The organism is Limosilactobacillus gorillae (assembly GCF_001293735.1).
Classification (GTDB): Bacteria; Bacillota; Bacilli; order Lactobacillales; family Lactobacillaceae; genus Limosilactobacillus; species Limosilactobacillus gorillae.
On record NZ_BCAH01000025.1, the window covers coordinates 74118 to 93917 of the forward strand.

The 19800-nt window shown below is 47.6% G+C and carries 22 protein-coding genes; all 22 read right to left on the minus strand.

Features of this window, described 5'->3' with window-relative positions; all coding sequences use genetic code 11:
* Window positions 1-4: 4 nt before the first annotated feature.
* The 22 genes from AOQ57_RS05060 to prfA all read right to left on the minus strand — a co-directional run bounded on the left by AOQ57_RS05060 (window position 5) and on the right by prfA (window position 19800).
* Window positions 5-1210 (minus strand): FtsW/RodA/SpoVE family cell cycle protein, encoded by a 1206-nt coding sequence (locus tag AOQ57_RS05060; protein ID WP_093625815.1) that lies wholly within the window; start codon window positions 1208-1210, stop codon window positions 5-7.
* A 54-nt stretch (window positions 1211-1264) separates the two neighbouring features.
* Window positions 1265-1489, minus strand: a complete 225-nt coding sequence (locus tag AOQ57_RS05065) for a DUF2969 domain-containing protein (RefSeq protein WP_093625817.1) — start codon at window positions 1487-1489, stop codon at window positions 1265-1267.
* The gene (gene yidD, locus AOQ57_RS05070; protein ID WP_093625819.1) at window positions 1464-1730 is read right to left on the minus strand and encodes a membrane protein insertion efficiency factor YidD; all 267 of its coding nucleotides are present in this window, start codon (window positions 1728-1730) and stop codon (window positions 1464-1466) included. The genes AOQ57_RS05065 and yidD overlap by 26 nt, the downstream gene beginning before the upstream one ends.
* Window positions 1730-2740, minus strand: coding sequence for a rod shape-determining protein (locus tag AOQ57_RS05075; RefSeq protein ID WP_093625821.1), 1011 nt, complete (start codon window positions 2738-2740; stop codon window positions 1730-1732). The genes yidD and AOQ57_RS05075 overlap by 1 nt, the downstream gene beginning before the upstream one ends.
* 76 nt (window positions 2741-2816) lie before the next feature.
* Window positions 2817-4040: a carboxyvinyltransferase gene (locus tag AOQ57_RS05080; RefSeq protein ID WP_093625823.1), complete on the minus strand. Its 1224-nt coding sequence runs from the start codon at window positions 4038-4040 to the stop codon at window positions 2817-2819.
* A 9-nt stretch (window positions 4041-4049) separates the two neighbouring features.
* Complete coding sequence (locus AOQ57_RS05085) at window positions 4050-4271, minus strand: DUF1146 domain-containing protein (protein ID WP_093625825.1); 222 nt, start codon at window positions 4269-4271, stop codon at window positions 4050-4052.
* A 192-nt stretch (window positions 4272-4463) separates the two neighbouring features.
* Window positions 4464-4886 carry a F0F1 ATP synthase subunit epsilon gene (locus AOQ57_RS05090; protein ID WP_093625827.1) on the minus strand — a complete coding sequence of 141 codons (423 nt, stop codon included), beginning with the start codon at window positions 4884-4886 and terminating at the stop codon, window positions 4464-4466.
* A gap of 11 nt (window positions 4887-4897) precedes the next feature.
* On the minus strand, window positions 4898-6316 hold the full coding sequence (atpD, locus tag AOQ57_RS05095; protein WP_093625829.1) for a F0F1 ATP synthase subunit beta: 1419 nt from the start codon (window positions 6314-6316) through the stop codon (window positions 4898-4900).
* A 22-nt stretch (window positions 6317-6338) separates the two neighbouring features.
* The gene (locus AOQ57_RS05100; RefSeq protein ID WP_093625831.1) at window positions 6339-7274 is read right to left on the minus strand and encodes a F0F1 ATP synthase subunit gamma; all 936 of its coding nucleotides are present in this window, start codon (window positions 7272-7274) and stop codon (window positions 6339-6341) included.
* A gap of 31 nt (window positions 7275-7305) precedes the next feature.
* On the minus strand, window positions 7306-8844 hold the full coding sequence (gene atpA, locus AOQ57_RS05105; protein ID WP_093625833.1) for a F0F1 ATP synthase subunit alpha: 1539 nt from the start codon (window positions 8842-8844) through the stop codon (window positions 7306-7308).
* Window positions 8845-8871: 27 nt separating this feature from the next.
* On the minus strand, window positions 8872-9417 hold the full coding sequence (gene atpH, locus AOQ57_RS05110; protein ID WP_093625835.1) for an ATP synthase F1 subunit delta: 546 nt from the start codon (window positions 9415-9417) through the stop codon (window positions 8872-8874).
* Complete coding sequence (gene atpF / locus AOQ57_RS05115) at window positions 9410-9916, minus strand: F0F1 ATP synthase subunit B (protein WP_093625837.1); 507 nt, start codon at window positions 9914-9916, stop codon at window positions 9410-9412. Before atpF ends, atpH begins: the two co-directional genes overlap by 8 nt.
* 44 nt (window positions 9917-9960) lie before the next feature.
* Window positions 9961-10173, minus strand: a complete 213-nt coding sequence (gene atpE / locus AOQ57_RS05120) for a F0F1 ATP synthase subunit C (RefSeq protein ID WP_003682741.1) — start codon at window positions 10171-10173, stop codon at window positions 9961-9963.
* A gap of 28 nt (window positions 10174-10201) precedes the next feature.
* Window positions 10202-10912 carry a F0F1 ATP synthase subunit A gene (gene atpB, locus AOQ57_RS05125; protein ID WP_093625839.1) on the minus strand — a complete coding sequence of 237 codons (711 nt, stop codon included), beginning with the start codon at window positions 10910-10912 and terminating at the stop codon, window positions 10202-10204.
* A gap of 305 nt (window positions 10913-11217) precedes the next feature.
* The gene (locus AOQ57_RS05130; RefSeq protein ID WP_093625841.1) at window positions 11218-12486 is read right to left on the minus strand and encodes a uracil-xanthine permease family protein; all 1269 of its coding nucleotides are present in this window, start codon (window positions 12484-12486) and stop codon (window positions 11218-11220) included.
* Window positions 12487-12617: 131 nt separating this feature from the next.
* On the minus strand, window positions 12618-13391 hold the full coding sequence (locus AOQ57_RS05135; RefSeq protein WP_093625843.1) for a YibE/F family protein: 774 nt from the start codon (window positions 13389-13391) through the stop codon (window positions 12618-12620).
* Complete coding sequence (locus tag AOQ57_RS05140; RefSeq protein ID WP_093625845.1) at window positions 13388-14506, minus strand: YibE/F family protein; 1119 nt, start codon at window positions 14504-14506, stop codon at window positions 13388-13390. Before AOQ57_RS05140 ends, AOQ57_RS05135 begins: the two co-directional genes overlap by 4 nt.
* Window positions 14507-14662: 156 nt before the next feature.
* Window positions 14663-15298 (minus strand): uracil phosphoribosyltransferase, encoded by a 636-nt coding sequence (gene upp / locus AOQ57_RS05145; RefSeq protein WP_093625847.1) that lies wholly within the window; start codon window positions 15296-15298, stop codon window positions 14663-14665.
* Between the two features lie 163 nt (window positions 15299-15461).
* On the minus strand, window positions 15462-16697 hold the full coding sequence (gene glyA / locus AOQ57_RS05150) for a serine hydroxymethyltransferase (protein ID WP_093625849.1): 1236 nt from the start codon (window positions 16695-16697) through the stop codon (window positions 15462-15464).
* Between the two features lie 124 nt (window positions 16698-16821).
* Complete coding sequence (locus AOQ57_RS05155) at window positions 16822-17853, minus strand: L-threonylcarbamoyladenylate synthase (RefSeq protein WP_093625851.1); 1032 nt, start codon at window positions 17851-17853, stop codon at window positions 16822-16824.
* A gap of 5 nt (window positions 17854-17858) precedes the next feature.
* A complete protein-coding gene (gene prmC, locus AOQ57_RS05160; protein WP_093625853.1) occupies window positions 17859-18725 on the minus strand; it encodes a peptide chain release factor N(5)-glutamine methyltransferase in 867 nt (288 codons plus the stop codon).
* Window positions 18718-19800, minus strand: coding sequence for a peptide chain release factor 1 (prfA, locus tag AOQ57_RS05165; RefSeq protein WP_174498193.1), 1083 nt, complete (start codon window positions 19798-19800; stop codon window positions 18718-18720). Before prfA ends, prmC begins: the two co-directional genes overlap by 8 nt.

Sequence of the window (19800 nt, forward strand, 5' to 3'; positions counted from 1 at the left end):
CTCCCTAATGGAAGTTTTGGTTATTGCTAAACATGTAGGAGCGATGATGATATCTCATCGACATGACCATTCCGATCCCGATCAAATTTCCGACTAGCGAAGACCCCCCCGCCGAGATAAAGGGCAATGGAATCCCCGTTAATGGGAGTAAACCGATGTTCATCCCGATGTTTTCAAAAACGTGGAACAAGATCATCATGATAACCCCAGTTGAAATGTAGGCGTAAAATTCATTCTTTGTATCAAAAGTAACCCGAATCATTAGGTAAATCAATAGTAGATACAATAAAATTAGTAAAATCCCGCCGACAAAGCCGAAGTTTTCCCCGATAACGGAGAAGATCATATCTGATTCACGAACCGGGACATAGACATTAGAATTATTAAACCCAGTACCGGTAAGTCCACCAGAACCAACTGCCTTAATACTCTGCCATAACTGGTAACCCTGGTTAGTCGTATCCTGTTCCGGATGTAACCACGTATCAACCCGGTTAAATTGGTACGACTGAAACCCAATCTTTTCCAATATTGCCCGCCCAGGCGTGGAGGTCACCATTGCAAGGGCACTCCCCCCAACAACCGCTAGGACCGAAAAGGAGGGAACCAGAATTCGCCAAGTAACCCCCGAAACCAAGATCATCCCAACAAAGATAGCGAAGAACACCAGGGACGTCCCAAAGTCGTTTTGGAAGTGAAGTGAAATGAAGACGGGCAGTAGCCACATAAACATCTTCCCAATCAGACGCCAATCGGAATCCACTTTGTGAACTGGGTACTGATTATTGTGAGTCGTGATCACCCGCCCCATCATGACAATGTAGGCCGGCTTCATAATTTCAGAAGGCTGAAAGGTAAATGGCCCCACCGCAAACCAGCTTTTGGCCCCAGTACTTACATAATAGGATCTGCTGTAAAAGACCAAGATTGCATACATCAGAAAGATTCCAACCCAGTAAGCAATCGGGGCCAGTTTCCACAGCTGTTCGGAGTCAAATTGCATGATCACGATGATCATAACGGTCCCCACGATGTACCAAGCTAATTGGGTCACGACCTGCCTCATGACACTGCTGCTCCCTGAATTATCGTGGGTTGCCGCAACATAAATTGATGCAAGCCCAATTAGAGCCAGCAGAAGAACACAGAAAACGATCCCCCAGTCAATCCGGGATTCGGCCTCCGTATTATCCGTCTTTGCACGTTGCATTCATCAATTCTCCTTTATTATCACCCGCCGATTTCCCAGGAAATTACGGATGGGTTAGTGTTGGTGGAGGTGGTATTGTTGCAGAATCGTCTCCAGTCCCTCTTCTTGTGAGCGAACCCGGAATTCCGTTTCATCCTTTAACATAACCGCCTTAAAACGCCCATTGTCTGGCAAGACCTCACCAATCAAGCGCCTCCCTATAAACACTTGTTGAATTGCTTGGTGATTCCGCTCACTATCTTGGACGCTAACTTCAATTGCTTTTGCTTTCTTTGTCATTTTTCACCTTTACTCTTGTTAATTTAAAATGATCGGGAAGCGGATCGTAACCGCCGCGTGCAAAAGGCTGGCACCGTAAAATGCGGGCCAGCCCCATTAGTATTCCCCGGTTTCCAAAGCGATCAATCGCTTGGAGCATGTAGTTCGAGCAAGTTGGCTCAAATCGACATACCCGGTATGGCCGCCGAGCCGAGAAGTAACGCTGGTAGGCAATTACAAGTGCCTTCACTACCCGTCCCATTACTTACGCTTACGTTTTTTGTTGCCTTTACCTGTCGACTGCATTCGTTCCAGCAGTTCACCGGCCCCCTTGGCAACGTTGTCTAATGGATCTTGGGAAACGACAACTGGAACCTTCAGCTTAGCTGCAAAGAGCTGATCGATGCCATGAAGTAAGGCCGTCCCACCAGTCAGCATAACTCCGCGATCAATAATGTCACTCGCCAATTCCGGCGGAACAGTTTCCAGAACGGCAATTGCCGCATGAACAATTTGATTTAAGGTATCATGAAGAGCTTCTTCAATCTCATTTTCGTTAATCTGGATCTGTCGTGGCATTCCCGTTGCTACGTCTCGGCCTCGAACATCCATTGTCTTTGGTTCCGCTACCTTCAAGGCTGTCCCCAGGGTAATCTTGATTTTTTCAGCGGAGTGTTCACCGATCACTAAGCCGTGCTTAGCCTTAATATATTCGGTAATGTCCGTATTCATCTTATCCCCGGCCATTCGTACGGACTGGGAAGAGACGATATCGCCCAAGGAAAGGATGGCGATGTCACTAGTTCCCCCACCCATATCGATAACCATATTCCCACTTGGCTTAAAGATATCGAGTCCTGCACCAATAGCGGCTACCTTCGGCTCGTATTCGAGATAAACCTTCCCGCCACCGGATTGTTCTGCCGCTTGAATGATGGCCTTACGTTCAATCTCCGTAATGTTGGTAGGGGCACAGATCATAATATTTGGCTTGGACATGAAGCCCTTGACACTCAGTTTTCCAATAAAGTAGGAAAGCATTTCCTGGGTAATATCAAAGTCAGAAATCACCCCGTCCTTTAATGGCCGTACGGCCCGGATATTGCTAGGGGTCCGACCAACCATCCGGTACGCCTCTGAACCGACCGCTAAAATCTTACCATTGTCAGTATCAACGGCCACTACTGAGGGTTCATTTAATACGACGCCCTTACCTTGGACGTAAATTAGAACATTGGCTGTTCCGAGATCAATTCCGATATCTTTAGCCATGTGTTTCTCCTTCCGGTTTAAAAACTATCGTTCGTTATTATACCACAAACTCCCCTGTGTTTTCGGGTAAGTTCCTCTAGAGGAGGGTACTTATTTCAACTCGAATGCCCTGGCGGTTAATTGCGGCTAAGTAAGGTTCAATCACCTGGGCAACCTGGTCAGTCACATCGACTTCAATGCCCGCTGCGCCCCGCAAGCTCGCTAGTAACCACATTAAAGTTGACGGTAGCGTCAGGGGAGTGACGGTTCCTGTAACCACCTCATCTGGTTGACCATCTAAGTACAAAATATCCTTCTCAACCTTAGGTGTGACCCCAAGGCGCTCTAGCACCGTAAGGGCAGGGCTAAGATCATTCAGATTAGCTCCCACCAGTGACCGACGCCCGTTCATAAAGGTAACCAACCCTAACATTAGGCTTTGATCAATAATGGTAGGTACCATAAAGTTATCCATTGAAAGAGCAGTAGGTAGTGGATAGTGGGTTCCGATGACCCGTACGCCAGTGGCCTGCTTAACAATTGTGTTCCCTGCTTGCTCAAGTTGACTTAACAAAGGTGCAATAAAAGACGGCGCCGCTCCTTCAACCAATAAATCGCTTGTCGTTAACGCCGCCAGGATTAACCAGCGGCTAGCTTTCTGCTGGTCACGTGGGATTGTAACGTCGCCCCCGTGTAAAAGAGTCACTCCTTGAATTCGGACGACTCGTCCACCAGCCCCGTGAACGTGGGCCCCCATCCGATTTAGTAACTTAGCCAGTGCCACCACCGCCGGCGAGTTGGGTGCATTTTGAATGACTGTGATACCACTTGCAACGATCGCCATCAATATTAGAGCGATCATGACCTTGGTGTCCGGTTCCTTTAGGGTAACCATCGTTCCCCGTAAGTTAGCTGCCCTTACGACTACTTGATCATCCTTTGATTCTACCGTTGCACCAAAAAGCTTCCAAACGTTAACTAAACGGGGATCACATTCCTTTGCTAAGGTTATCTCCCCTAAACGCAGCATCAGCGGCCCAGCAAACTCTAACATCGAACTGGGAAGCGGTTGGTTAACTAGAGTGTGGGTTGCATCAATTTTGAGACTTGTTCCCTCATACTCAGTCTGTGCACCAATCCGCTGTAAAAGCTCGACCCCATCTTTAATCTGCTGATTATCAGTTGGAACCTGGTCCAGGATCACTTTTCCCCGTGACGACAAAAGGGCGGCTGCTTGCCCAGCAACTACCGCTTCAGGGTCACCAGGAAGTGCTACCGCCCCGTGCAGACGTCCCCCATTTTCAACTCTGATCCGCACCATCGTACCTCCTTACATTGACCCTAGGATGGTTGAGAGGGTCGTAAAAAAATTGGTAAAAAAACTTGCGCACGCATACCCAACCGCAATGGAGACCAATACGATTAAAAGGGGTAAGCCCTCCGGTGATTGCCGAAAAAAACGTTCAATTTGAATACTTTTAATCGCCCGAAAGGTAACTAAGATAAAGCCAATCTGGACAATTAGCGTAATAAGGGTTTTTAAATATACCATCAAATCACCTCATACAAAGGTTATCATACCATAGCTTTCTTCTTTAACTGGTTTGAAAAAATAAGCTTAACTAAATTTTAGCGCAATAAAAGGGGCTGCGACAATCATATCGCAGCCCCTTCCAATGTATTCTGGCTCTTCGTTAAATCCTACCAAGAAGTTTCTTCCATAACAGGATTTACACATCGAACCTTACTTTCCGCTAAGGTGGAGACGATTAATGGCCCGCCGTAAATGAACTTCAGCCCGATTAAGGGCAGCGGTATCTTTCGTTTCCTGCGCCTTTTTAATCATCGCCTCAGAACGTTCCTTGGCACTTTCGGCCCGGGCAACATCAATGTTTTCAGGTAATTCGGCACTCGAGGCCGCAATTGTTGCTACGTTACCGTGGAATTCAATGAATCCCCCGTTAACGGCAACCCGTTCATCACCTTCACCGGTGTCTTGATGCTTAATTAATATAGCATTAATGGCCAGCGATGCAATTAACGGTTGGTGATTAGCCATCAAACCAAGCTGTCCGCCCGTCGTGGTCATCACCAACATGGTTGCGTTCCCGTTGTAAACAATGCCATCAGGAGTGGAGATAGTGACTTGAAAAGTATTCTCAGCCATTTAAGACCCTCCTAACCTTTAGCCGCCGTGTCCGCCTGCATCTTCTTTGCCTTGGCAACAACTTCGTCAATCCCACCGACTAACCGGAAGGCCTCTTCTGGAAGGTCATCATACTTCCCGTCAAGAATGGCCTTAAAGTCCTTCACCGTTTCTTCCAGCGGTACGTAAGCCCCCGGTTGACCGGTAAATTGCTCGGCAACCGCAAAGCTTTGGGACAAGAAGTTTTGGATCCGCCGGGCACGAGCCACGATGGTCTTTTCTTCGTCCGAAAGTTCATCCATCCCCAAAATTGAGATGATATCTTGTAATTCACGGTAACGTTGCAGAACGTGTTGAACCCCGGTAGCGACGTCGTAGTGCTCTTGACCAACAACTTCTGGCGTTAAGGCCGTTGATGTTGAAGCCAGTGGATCCACGGCTGGATAAATCCCGATTTGGGTCAGGCGACGTTCCAAGTTAGTCGTGGCGTCCAAGTGAGCAAAGGTGGTTGCCGGCGCCGGGTCGGTATAGTCATCGGCAGGAACGTAAACGGCTTGAATCGAGGTGATTGATCCCTTCTTCGTTGACGTGATCCGTTCTTGGAGTTGCCCCATTTCAGTTGCCAGGGTTGGCTGGTAACCAACGGCTGACGGAATCCGTCCTAAGAGGGCGGAAACTTCGGACCCGGCCTGGGTGAACCGGAAGATGTTATCGATGAAGAGTAATACGTCTTGACCCTTAACGTCCCGGAAGTATTCTGCAATCGTCAACCCAGTCAGCGCCACCCGCATCCGGGCACCCGGTGGTTCGTTCATCTGACCATAAACCATGGCCGTCTTTTCTAGAACCCCAGAAGCCTTCATTTCGTAGTACATGTCATTCCCTTCACGAGTTCGTTCACCGACCCCCGTAAAGACAGAAATCCCGTTATGCCCTTGGGCAATGTTGTGGATTAATTCCTGAATCAAAACGGTCTTCCCAACTCCGGCACCACCGAAGAGTCCGATCTTACCACCACGGACGTACGGGGCGAGCAGGTCAATAACCTTAATCCCCGTTTCAAGAACTTCCGTCGTGTTACTCAGATCCTCGTACTTTGGTGCATCCCGGTGAATTGGCATCCGTTCTGCATCAGGGCCAAATTCCGGACCATTATCAACGGGCTCTCCTAAGACGTTAAACACCCGACCGAGAGTATCGTCACCCACCGGAACGCTAATGGAAGCGTTGGTGTTTTCGACATCCATCCCCCGCTTTAAACCATCCGTTCCGTCCATGGCAATCGTCCGGACCACACCGTCACCCAGTTCGAGGGCAACTTCAACCGTCAACGTTTTGTCATCGGCTTCTTGAATTTTTAAAGCAGTGTTGATTTCAGGTAATTTTTCGTCCAAGGGAAACTCAATATCAACAACTGGTCCAATTACTTGAACAACTTTACCAGTACTCATATGTTTCCTCCTGTATTCAGAATCATTCTTGGGCTGTCATCCCACCGGTAATTTCAGTAATTTCGGTGGTGATAGCCGCTTGCCGTGCCCGGTTGTACTGCAACTGTAAAGTCGAAATGATATCATCGGCGTTATCAGAAGCAGACCGCATGGCATTAGCACTGGAGGCATGTTCCGACGTCTTAGCGTCGAGAATTGCTCCATAAATCAAGCTTTCCGCATACTGCGGGACAAGCATATCGAGCATTCCACCATCGGAAGGCTCAATCTCATACTCACTTGCCGGGAGGGGAAGCCCATCCCCTTCATTACGGTTACCAACCGCGTGCTCCGTGTCCCGCAAACCGTCTGCGGAAATTGGGAGCATCTGCTCAATTCGGTCCTGTGAGGAAATCCGGTTAACGTAGTGACTGTAGGAAATGTATAAACAGTCGTAAACCTGATCCATGTACAGCTGGATTGCTTGCTTTACTACCTCGTGGACTTCCCGGTAAGTTGGTACGTCACTGACACCCGTAAATTCGTAGGCAACGTTCATTCCGCGCTTTTTGAAAAATTCAGCGCCAGTCCGTCCAACGGTTAAAAAGACCGTGTTGTCTGCGGTTAGGCCGTTTTCCTTCATCTTGTCGAGAGTGGCCTTGATGACGTTACTGTTGTAAGAGCCAACCAAGCCCCGGTCGGACGTGATGACAAGGATGCCAGTTTTCTTCACTGGACGTGTTGTAAACAAGTCCCCTAACGAGGAATCTTGTTCATACTTCAGTGAATCGGCGCTATGAGATTTTACCAGGCTAACCAAGATCGCGTGGACCTTTTCGGCGTAGACCTGGTATGTCTTCGTGTGGTGCTGAATCTGATTAAGCTTAGCAGTAGAAACCATTTGCATCGCCGAGGTAATTTGGCGGGTACTCTTGGTTGACTGAATTCGCCGTTTAACAGCAGCTAATGAAGCTGGCACTAAATCTCACCGTCCTTTCTACTGGTCATTATTAGTTTTGGGCCACTTGGGTGTCTTGCTTTTGATCACTCGTTTGGAAGCCTTCTTTGAAGGAATCCAAGGCCTTATCAAGCTCATTTCCTTCCGGAAGTTGCCCACTTTGCTTAATGGAGTCGTAGAGATCCTGGTGGTTGGAACGCATGAAGGTTGCCAATTCACTTTCAAAGCGTAGAACATCGTCTACCGGAATGTCATCCAAATAGTTGTGAGCCAAAGCGTATAGAGTTACAACTTGTTGTTCGACTGGTTGTGGTGCGTGAAGGCCTTGCTTCAAAACTTCCATCGTCCGTTCCCCACGATCAAGCCGCGCCTTCGTTGCCGCATCCAGGTCGCTCCCGAATTGGGCAAAGGCTGCTAATTCGTTATAGGAAGCGATGTCAAGACGTAGGGTCCCAGAAACCTTCTTCATTGCCTTGATCTGGGCATCCCCACCAACCCGGGAAACAGATGTCCCGGCATCGATAGCTGGCCGTTGACCGGCGTAGAATGAATCGGCATCCAAGAAGATCTGCCCATCGGTAATTGAAATTACGTTGGTTGGAATGTAGGCAGAAACATCCCCGGCCTGGGTTTGAATAACCGGCAAGGCCGTCATTGAACCCCCACCAAGGTCATCAGAAAGACGGGCTGCCCGTTCCAGAAGCCGTGAGTGGGTGTAGAAAATATCCCCTGGGTAGGCTTCACGACCAGGAGGCCGCCGAAGAATCAAGGAAAGTTCACGGTAAGCATCGGCCTGCTTAGATAAGTCATCGTAAATAATTAAGACGTCACGGCCGCCAAACATGAACTCTTCCCCCATTGCCGCCCCGGCGTACGGAGCGATGTAAAGCAATGGTGCAGGGTTGGAGGCAGAAGCTGAAACAACGATCGTGTAATCAAGTGCCCCAAACTTACGTAAGGTTTCAACTTGAGAACGTACCGTTGATTCCTTTTGACCAATTGCCACGTAGATACAGATCATGTCTTGATCCTTTTGGTTAATGATCGTATCAATGGCAATTGAGGTCTTACCTGTCTTTCGGTCCCCAATAATCAATTCACGCTGTCCCCGACCAATTGGAACCAAGGCATCAATCACCTTAATCCCAGTTTGCAGGGGTTGGGAGACAGACTTACGTTCCATAACGCCTGGGGCCTTCCGTTCGATTGGGCGTGTCTTATCAGTCGAAATATCGCCTAAGCCATCGATTGGCCGACCCAAGGGGTCAACAACCCGGCCAAGTAAGGCATCACCAACGGGCACTTCCATAATCCGTCCGGTCCGCTTTACGGTATCACCTTCACGGATTTGAGTATCATCCCCTAAAATAACGATCCCAACATCGTTACTTTCGAGGTTTTGTGCCATCCCGTAGACACCATTTTCAAATTCGAGCAACTCACCGGCCATGGCGTTTTCCAAGCCATCAGCACGGGCAACCCCATCACCTACGTAGGTAACCGTCCCGGTTTCTTCAACGGAAATCTGGTCCTGGTAGTTGGCGAGTTGCTTCTTGATGAGTGAACTGATTTCCTCAGTTTTAATGCTCATACAAATCTCACCTCTTCAAGTTCACTGTTACTTAACAATTAAACGCCGTATTTGTTCGATCTTAGTCTTAATGGACCCGTCCAGAGTTTGGCCCGCCGTTTTGACGACCACGCCCCCTAAGATCGCTGGATCAACCTTTTCATTTAAGACAATTTCTTGGGCGTCGAAGCGAACCGCCAAATTGTCCTTTAGTTGATTCCTTCTTACTTTATCAAGTTGCACCGCGGTCACTACTTCGGCATGTACACGCTTGTGCATCGAATCATACCGCCGTTCAAACTCATCGATGATTGCAACCATGGCGTTCATCCGGCGGTAGTCAAAGGCCATCTGTAAGAGGTTTTGTACGTAGGTACTTGCCTCTTCTTTAAGTTGGTCGACTAAGGCCTGCTTTTCTTTAATTCCCAGTTCAACCCCGGACAGAAGCGGAGCAAGGCTTGGATTATCCGAAAAAATCTGACGAACGCTGACTAGTTCATGATAAGTTTGATCGAGTTGACCATCTGCTTGGGCTAATTCAAAAATCGCCCGTGCATAGCGGTTTGCAACCGTCTTTTGGTCAAGTCTACTCATGCTTTACCAACCCTTCAATGTATGAATCAATGAGAGCCTGTTGGTCATCCGCATTCAATTGCTTGTGGATGAGCTTGGAAGCAATCTCAATAGACAGGTTTGCGACATCTTCCTTCGCACCACGAAGGGCATCTTGCCGAGCCTGTTCTGCGTCCTTTTGCGCCTGATCCTTCAGGTTTTGGGCGTCTTGTTGCGCCGTTGCAATAATTTCAGCCCGTTGGCTTTCCCCAGACTGCTTTGCATTATCGACAATTGTAGCAGCTTCTTGGCGGGATCCCTTCAGTTCTTCTTGACGCTTGCTAGCAAGCTTCTGTGCTTCCTCACGTGATTTTGCAGCGCTATCAATATCATTTGCGATCTTATCAGCCCGCTTTTGCATCATTTGGGTTACTGGTTTCCAAGCAAAATGCCAAACAAGGGCAGACATGATCAGAAATGAGATCAAATAAAAGAGCATGTCACCAAGATACAGTTGGTTTGATTCCGCAACGATAAACATCTATTGACACCTCCCTTGCAATGAATTTTTTATTATACGATTAACTACTTGTTCATTACCAGGAAGGCAATAACGATCGAAAGAATTGGCAGGGCTTCGATAAGACCAACCCCAAGGAACATCGTCCCCCGTAGTTGACCGGACATTTCCGGTTGACGAGCCATCCCATCAAGCGTGTGACCAATAACAAGACCGTTACCAACACCCGCACCTACAGCAGCTAAACCAGCAGCGATACCTGCAGCAATTGCACCCATTGTATATATCCTCCTTAAAGATATGTGGTTATTCCCCGGTTACCTTCCGAGAAATATAAACCGTCGTTAATGTTACAAAGACGTAAGCCTGAATGGCCCCGATGAAGACTGAGAAGCCTTGCCAGATAATTTCTAATGGTAGGCTCACGATTATCGTTGGAATCCCGTGAGAGAATGCCATTTGGGCAAGTAACTTTAACAGTAATTCACCGGCATAAATATTACCAAAGATCCGCAGCCCCAAGGTGAGGAAGTTACTGAACTCTTCAACCAATTTAATTGGAAACATAAGTGAGAATGGTTTGAAGTAGTCTGCGAAGTAACCCTTAACGCCTTGCCGAGCAACTCCCGCAAAGTGTGACAACGTTACAGCACACAATGCAAGCGTCATGGTAACTACCGGATCTGCGGTTGGACTTTTGACAATTTCGTGCCCGTTCCAACCGAACTGGATGATTAAACCAAGTTGGTTTGCAATGAAAATGAAGACGAACAAGACAAATACAAAGAAACTATAAAAACTGCTCGTTTCTGATGGCATTTGTCCACGCACAATCCCGTTCGTAAATTCCACAATCCATTCCAAGATATTTTGGCCACCGGTTGGCTTCATCTGTAAGTGCCTTGATAACCCAAATAAAAAGAAGAAGGTAAGCACAAAGACGATCGTACCAGAGATCAAGTTAGTCCAGTTGAAGGTCAGGCCGAATAGTTCAAAAGTGAACGCATCACCGCCCATCTATATTCCACCTCTTTTCTTTATAACATAATCTGGTTTGTAATAATGAGCTAAAGGGCGACTAAAATCACCAGTAAACCCAAGTTACAGAGACTAATATAGCATTCTTTAATGTATAATTCAAAGCAATTTCAAACTTTTGAAAACGACACCATCTAGAATTTAGACCGCCTTTGGTATTCTTTTTTTACAATTAAATTTTCCCATTACAATCCCCACTCCCCTGCCATAATAGCTTTAATCATCATAAATAAAAAGGGAGCCTTCTGTCAAAAGGTCCCCTTCTTTGTGAAATGTTACTCAGTTTAGCGTTCACTAGCTGCTTTTTGTGGTAAAACCAAGTTTAAGATAATCCCTAAAACTGCCGCAACCGCTAAACCCGAAAATTCATACTGGCCGAGTTGCAAGTAAGCATTCCCGATCCCAATGACCAAAATCACGGACGCAATCATTAGGTTCCGCTTTTCGTTGAAGTCTGTTTGATCTTCAATCATTACCCGAAGCCCTGATGAGGCAATCACTCCAAACAAGAGGAAGGAAATTCCCCCAATCACTGGCGAAGGGATCGATTCAATCAGAGCAGATAGCTTACCGACAAAGGAAAAGAGAATGGCGAAAGTGGCTGCACCCGCCAAAACGTACACAGAGTGAACCCGCGTTATGGCCAGTACCCCAATGTTTTCCCCGTATGAAGTTACCGGAGGTCCCCCAACAAATCCGGCAATGATCGAGGCGGTCCCGTCCCCGGCTAAGGTGTGGTTTAAGCCCGGATCCTTAAAGTAGTTCCGGTCTGTCAACTCATTTAGCACCATGATGTGGCCCATATGTTCCGTCATGGTTACAAAGGCAATCGGTGCCATTGAAAGAATGGCCCCCCAGTAAAATTGGGGGTGATAGTTAACAAAGGGAATTTGAAAGGCAGGAAGGCTGAACCAGTGGGCGCTCATTACCCCGCTAAACTTGACAATCCCAAATAAACAGGCGATCATATATCCCCCGACGATTCCTAAGAGAATTGGAATTAGGCCCAAAAAACCCTTAAAAAACATATTAAAGGTAATTGTGATCAGAAGGGTTAACATTGCCACGATAAAGTACCTGAGATCATAAGTACTCCCATTCATTGTGGCATCCTTGGCTGCCGTCGCAGCTAAGGACAGCCCGATAACCATCACGATCGGTCCCACTACGATCGGCGGTAAGATCCGGTCGATCCATGCCGAGCCAAACCGGGAAACAATTAAAGAAACGATCAAGTAGACGCACCCTACCGCAATCGTCCCTTGGGCAATCCCTGGGTACCCGGTTGACTTCATTAGCGCCATCATCGGAACAATGAATGAAAAACTCGAACCCATGTAGGCCGGAATCTTATGCCGGGTAATCAACAGGTACATCAGAGTTCCGACCCCGGAACTAAAAAGCGCAATTCCTGGGTTTAACCCAACCAAAATCGGCACCAACACAGTCGATCCAAACATGGAAAACATGTGCTGCAAAGACAATCCTATCCACTGTCCCGTCCCTGGGCGTTCATCAACGTCTAGGACAACGTCCCTTCTCTTCTCTTCCATTTCTTCCTCCATACAAAACGCCTTTGGAATCCACTGATCCAAAGGCGTACGGCACGAAGTATTCGTAATTTTAACCGACCCTTTGGAACCTCACGGGATTCCTTTAAAGGACTTACTAAACTGTTACTAGTTTACTTGACGACATCCCTCTTGTCAATCACCCGGTGCTTTCGGTAGATCATGATCAAAGTTGTCACCGGTACCGTTACAATTACGGCAATAAAGGAAATCAGAACGGCAATGATCTCACTAACGAAGATCTTATCATTGATGATCGTCCCAAAGGAGTAATTCAGCCCGGCAAACCAGATAAAGAGGGCTAATAAGCCACCAAAAAAGCCAAAGAACAGCGTATTAAGTGTCGTTCCAATAATTTGCTTTCCAATCTGCATCCCGCTATGCATCAGCTGAGCGTCAGTTAGCACCGGATGTTCATCGAGGATTTCCGTTACCCCGGCTGCAATTGCCATTGCTGCTTCCGCAATTGCCCCTAAAGTTGACAGGGTAGCTGTGGTGATAATGACCTTCAGATATGAGATCCCGATCGCCGTTGACATTCCTTCCAGGTCATCACTATCTTCCAAGCCGAAGCCCTGCGCCATTGCCCAGTGCTCAACACCATAGATCAATAAAATTAGAACTAATAAAACGATTACGGACGCCCAAAAGGCCGCCACGGTAGTTTGCAAGTTATCTTCACCCATAAAAATTGTAATTGCCAAAATAATGACCCCTGTTGTTAACGTCACAGCCATTGGCGGCACATGAAAGGCAATCAAAATGATAGCAAAAAAGAGGAAACCAAAGTTTAGGATCAACGACAAGAAAGCCGACCATCCCTGCCGACCACCCACGGCAACCATTAATACCATCAAGACGAGGCCGAGTGCAGTAATTGAACTCATGCAACTTTCCCCTTTCTTCCGTATAAGAGCGCGGCAAAGGCTGACACCAGCGGAATGGTTAATACAATTCCAATCCCAGACACTAGGCTCTGAACGGTTCCAAGACTCATGTTCATTGAAAATGTATAGCCCCAATTATTACCGTTCTTAATGTAGAGCAAAGCCGATGTGAAGGTGTCAGCCATGAAAATCATGAACAAGACGTTAACGAGTGGTCCCATGATGGTTTTACCAATGTTACGCCCCGACATGAATAACTGCCGGCGGCTGATGGTAGGTTCAATTTCATGAAGCTCATGCAGGGTAGCAACAATATCACTCGCCTCATCCATCACTGCTCCAAGCGATCCCAGCAAGGTTTCAGCTAGGAACAAGGGCCGGGGAACCTGGGTGACGTATTGCATTGATTCATAGTAGATCCCCTGGTGATGAGTTAGATTCATCACAATTACAGAAACCAACATCGCCACCGACGTCCCCAAAACCGTGGCTAAAAAGGTAGCTACCATTTTCTTGCTTGGCCCAAGAACCAGCAGTAGGGACAAAAAGGCAAATAACAAGGCTAATACTGAAAAAGTCAAAAAGGCATGGCTGGCCTGCATCTTAAGGTCAATTTGAATTGCAAAGTAAAATAAGATTGCGTTCAAGCAGACACTCAGCATAGCTAGGCTCCCTGCCTTCCCCATCATTAAGACTAGTAAGAAGATAACAAGCCAGGCTAAAAAGACCAGCACAACGTCCCGCTTATAGCCGCTGACGTTGGCCGTCAGGCGCCCATGACGCTCAGTCAATTGACTCAAAAAGACTTGATTACCCGGATAATAACGCTGATCGAGGGCCCCTGAAGAGGTATAGGTGTTATGTACCGTCAAGCGTTTACCAACGTATTTACCATTAAGCATCTCCAGGGTCAGGGTTTGGTTCGTTTGATAATCAACATTTTGAAATTCATCCGTTTGCTTTTGGGCCTGGCCATTTTTAACCGCCACCACCCGAGCAAGCGGAGTCTTATAGAAACGTTGATCATGGGTCGTAAATACCATTGCACCAATTCCCACCAAGATTAGGGCGATGACGAGTTTATACTTCGCCTTCCACCATCCGGTTTTCCACATAATTCTCAGATCCTTTGTTTAAAATCACGTTCCCCATTTTAGCGCGACGGTCAATTCAAGTGATTGAATTATGAAAAATTTTCCCTTTCCTTTACATTGTTATAATACAAACAAAAAAAGCTGTGACAAAACTGTCACAGCTTTTCAATCTAATATTTACTTGGTTCCGAAGAGGCGATCACCCGCATCCCCAAGTCCGGGAACAATGTAGCCATCTTCGTTCAAGCGTTCATCAAGCCCCGCCGTGTAAATATCAACGTCTGGGAAGGCTTCTTGGATCGCCTTAACCCCTTCCGGCGCCGCTACTAAGCAGGCAAACTTCATATTCTTTTCCTGGCAACCACGCTTCTTTAAAGCCTCCAGGGCCATGACCGCTGAGCCACCGGTTGCTAACATCGGATCAACAATAAAGAGTTGCCGTTCCGTAATGTCATTTGGTAGCTTAACGAAGTATTCGTGCGGCTTCAAGGTTTCTTCATCCCGGTACATTCCAATAAAGCCGATTTTAGCGGCTGGAATCAATTCAGTCATCCCATCAACCATTCCCAAGCCAGCCCGTAAAATTGGGATGATGGCAACCTTTTTACCAGCTAGTTCCTTTTGAGTGGTTTTGGCAATTGGGGTCTCCACTTCAACATCCTTTAGTGGCATGTTACGCGAAACTTCATAAGCCATTAACGTTGAAATTTCCTTCACCGTCTCCCGAAAAAATTTGGTTCCGACCTGCTTATCGCGTATCATCGTTAATTTATGTTGAATTAACGGGTGATCCAGCACCTCAAATTTACCCATAACAAAACACTCCTTTTAGTTTCTTAGCTATTGTACCAGTGAACCCGCCGGCCATCAATGGCCCACCAGTATAAAAGAGGGGATGCAAGCTTGTGCTTTCATCATCCCCTCCTACAGATGACATGTAGTTTGTCACCTGCTGTCATCAAATCTTTCTTCCTACCTAGTCAACCGGGTGTGCCTCAGTCAAGGCGTAAACTGCATCCTTAACTTCGGCTAGCACAGCTTGATCATCAGCATTACTTAAGGCTTTGATAATTAGTTCCGCCACCTTCTTGGCGTCCTCTTGATCAAATCCCCGTGAAGTGATTGCTGGCGTCCCTACCCGCAAACCAGACGTGACGAATGGGCTTCGCTGGTCGTTAGGGATGGCTTCCTTGTTAGTAGTGATCATCACGGAATCCAAAAGGGCCTGGGCTTCCTTACCCGTTAATCCGGTCTTCGTTAAGTCCAGCACCAAAAGGTGATTTTCCGTTCCCCCAGTCACAACCCGAATAACATCAGATTGATTAAAGACCTCGGCCATCGCCGCCGCGTTTTTTACTACCTGACCAATGTAGTCCTTAAAGGCGGGCTGCAGGTCCTCGTAAAAGGCCTGGGCCTTTCCAGCAATTACGTGTTCCAGTGGTCCCCCTTGTGTGCCTGGAAAGACTGCAGAATTGAACTTCTTTCCCAATTCTTCGGAACGAGAAAGGATCATCCCCCCACGTGGTCCGCGCAAAGTCTTGTGCGTAGTAGTGGTAACAACATCAGCAACCGGAACCGGGTTAGGATGGTAACCGGTGGCCACCAACCCGGCAATGTGGGCCATGTCAACCATAAGGTAAGCACCAACCTCATCGGCAATTTGGCGGAACTTATCCCAGTCGATAATCTTGCTGTAAGCTGAGGCACCAGCCACAATTAGTTGGGGCTTAACCTCCTTGGCCTGAGCCATAATTGCGTCATAGTCCAGTTCTTCAGTTTCAGAACTGAGTTCGTAACCGTACGTGTGGTAGAGTTTTCCAGAGAAATTAACTTTGGAACCGTGGGTTAGGTGTCCCCCAGCATCCATCCCCATCCCCAAGATGGTGTCACCTGGTTTCAAAAGCGCTTGGTAAACAGCCATGTTGGCCTGGGAGCCAGAATGGGGTTGGACGTTTGCGTAAGCCGCCCCAAATAACTCCTTGGCATGGTCAATCGCTAACTGTTCAACTTGGTCGATAAATTGGCAGCCACCGTAGTACCGCTTACCTGGATAACCTTCGGCATACTTGTTAGTTAAAACGGACCCTTGTGCAGTAGCTACTTCTTTAGAGACAATATTTTCTGAGGCGATTAGTTCAATCGTGTCTTCTTGACGTTGTTCTTCTCGTCCAATTGCGGCCCAAAGTTGGGCATCCTTACCTGCGTATTCCATTAGCTAGATTGCTCCTTTCACTTGCGTACCCATATTGTACGGTATTTGGTTAAAAAGGAAAAGTCTAAACTTAGAAATACACGTAAAAACCGAACTATTATTTAATAATTCGGTTTTCTAAACGTTATTTGGTTAATAATTCTCGAAAAAAGGTTCCACCAGCTGATTTGTTCAGGCGGTTCATGTAGGCCGCCCCTAAGCCGGTTGGCAAGAAGCCTTGGCACAGAATTTGGTGAATTTCTTGCTGATCATCAAAGGCCCGAAGACCTTCAAACAAGCGAGCGCTGGCATCTTCAATCCCTTCTCCCAGGGAGAATTGATCTGCCTGTACTGGCCACACGTGGCTTTTCAATACCTGCTCGGTCGCCATCAATCCCACCGATCCCTCAGCCTGGGCTAGCCAGTTGGCCACCGCAGTCCAATCAGCATCCGGTGCTACGATGTACACCTGAGCGTTGGGAGCGTAATGCTTATACTTCATCCCCGGAGCTTTAGGAACCTCATTTGCCTTAACCTTGTGGTTGTTAAGCTCAATTGATCCAATCACGTTCTCAATATCTTGTTTTGTCACAGCACCGGGCCGCAAGATCACTGGTTGATCAGTCGACATATCTAAAACAGTCGACTCAACCCCCACTACCGTCGGACCATCATCAATGATCCCAGCAATCTTGTTGTCAAGGTCATGGTAGACATGTCCCGCTGTGGTTGGACTAGGCTTACCCGAGGTATTAGCCGACGGTCCAACAATTGGAACCCCAGCCTCCCTAATTAAATTAAGGGTTGGCTGGCAGGCTGGATAGCGAAAGGCCACCGTATTCAAACCCCCAGTTACTGTTTTCGAAAGGGTACCCGGTTTTATCTTTAAAATGATCGTTAATGAACCTGGCCAAAAGCGGTCCATCAGCTTCCTGGCCTTTACCGGAATTTCCTCAGCATATTGTTCGACCATCGCTACGGAGGCAACGTGAACAATCAGGGGGTTATCACTCGGCCGGCCCTTAGCTAAGTATACCTGTTTGACCGCCTTCTCATTTGTTGCGTCGGCTCCCAGCCCGTAAACCGTTTCAGTTGGGAATGCCACGAGCTGTCCCTTTTGAATTAACTTCGCCGCTTCATTTACCTCTGATGGTTGAAAAATGACTGTCTTAACCATATTTTCTACCCCTTCTCATCACAATTAAAGTTTGTCACCTTGATCATCCGCATCCGATCTGCCAAATCGTGACGGGTTTCAATCTGGCCAGACGGTACTAATTCCCTTAGCAAACGTTGGATCGATTCCTCTTGGCGATGACCAGTTTCGCCAAATAGAATCCCGCCAGCATTTAAGTGTTCACCGGCTGCCGCAAACAGACGTCGGTAAAAGGCTAAGCCATTCTCACTTGCAAACAGGGCTAATGGCGGCTCATACTCCAGCACCTCCGGATCCATTTCACCAACCTCGCTTAGAGCAACATAAGGGGGATTGGTCACGATCAAATCAAAGCGTTCATCCACTAGCCGGGCAAACAGATCGCTTTCAACCTGGCGGAGGTTGGTACCGTGCAAACGCTGGTTGGTCATTGCGATCTTTAAGGCTAATGCCGAGATGTCGCTCAAAGTAACCTGCCACTTAGGACGTTGCAGGGCTAGCGTGATACCAATTACCCCGCTACCAGTACCCAGGTCTAAGACCTTGAGTTCCTGATCAGCAGGCATTTCATCTAAAATCCATTCAACCAGTTCTTCGGTCTCAGTTTCCGGAATCAATACGTCACGGTTGACCACAAACTTACGGCCAAAAAATGGTGCCTTCCCCACCACGTACTGGGCGGGCTCACTATTGGCAATTCGCTTAATGGCCCGCTGATACCTAAGTGCCTCCTCCTTGGGCATTGGTTGGCGATTGTACGCCAGCAAGTCCGTCATTGTCCAATCGTGAAGCATCTCCAAGACAAACTGAGCGGCTGAGGGGTCCTTTTGCTGGTCCCTTAAAAAAGAAGAAGCCCATCGCTGGGCCTGAAAGTAAGTCCAATTACTATTCATTACGTAACTGCTCCAGCTTTTGGGCTTGGTCAGCAATGATTAGCGCTTCAATAATTTCATCTAGGTCCCCAGCCATAATCTTATCAAGCTTGTTTAAGGTCAAACCAATCCGGTGGTCGGTAACCCGGTTTTGTGGGTAGTTATATGTCCGGATCCGCTCGGAACGATCCCCGGTCCCAATGGCGTTTTTACGCTGGGCATCGTATTCGGATTGTTCCTGCTGTTGGTAGTAGTCGTAAACACGAGCCTTTAAGATTTGCATTGCCTTTGCCCGGTTTTGCTGTTGGGAACGTTCGTCTTGCATGGCCACAACAATCCCAGTTGGCAAGTGGGTCATCCGAACGGCTGACGAGGTCTTGTTGATGTGCTGACCACCAGCCCCAGAAGAACGGTAAACGTCAACCCGGATGTCCTTTTGGTCGATGTCCACATCAACGTCTTCAGCTTCTGGCATTACACCAACAGTCGCCGTGGAGGTGTGGACCCGGCCGGCTGATTCAGTAGCCGGAATTCGCTGTACCCGGTGGGCCCCATTTTCAAACTTCAGCTTGGAGTAGACTTGATCCCCGGTAATCATCAGGACGATTTCCTTAAAGCCCCCCACTTCGGTTTCATTACGGTCGACCACTTCAACATGCCAACCCTGCTTTTCAGCATAGTGCACGTACATGTTGTAAAGGTCGGCGGCAAACAAAGAGGCTTCGTCCCCCCCAGCGGCACCACGGATTTCCATGATGATGTTTTTATCGTCGTTAGGGTCCTTTGGAATCAACAGGACCTCCAGCTCATCTTGAAGCTGACCTTGGCGTTCCTTTGCTTCGTTGAGTTCTTCTTTAGTCATCTCAATTAGATCGGGATCGCTTTCTTCACGAAGCATCTCAGAGTCATCCTTAATCGTTTGGGTGACCTCTTTGTACTCATTATATTTTTCAACGGTTTCCCTAAGGCTCCCTTCCTCTTTAGAAAGCTTCATGAACCGCTGGGAATCAGCAATTACCTCTGGGTCAGAGATTAGCTCGTTAAGTTCATCGTAGCGATCGGCCACGGCTTGTAACTTATCGAATATTTCTTCCAT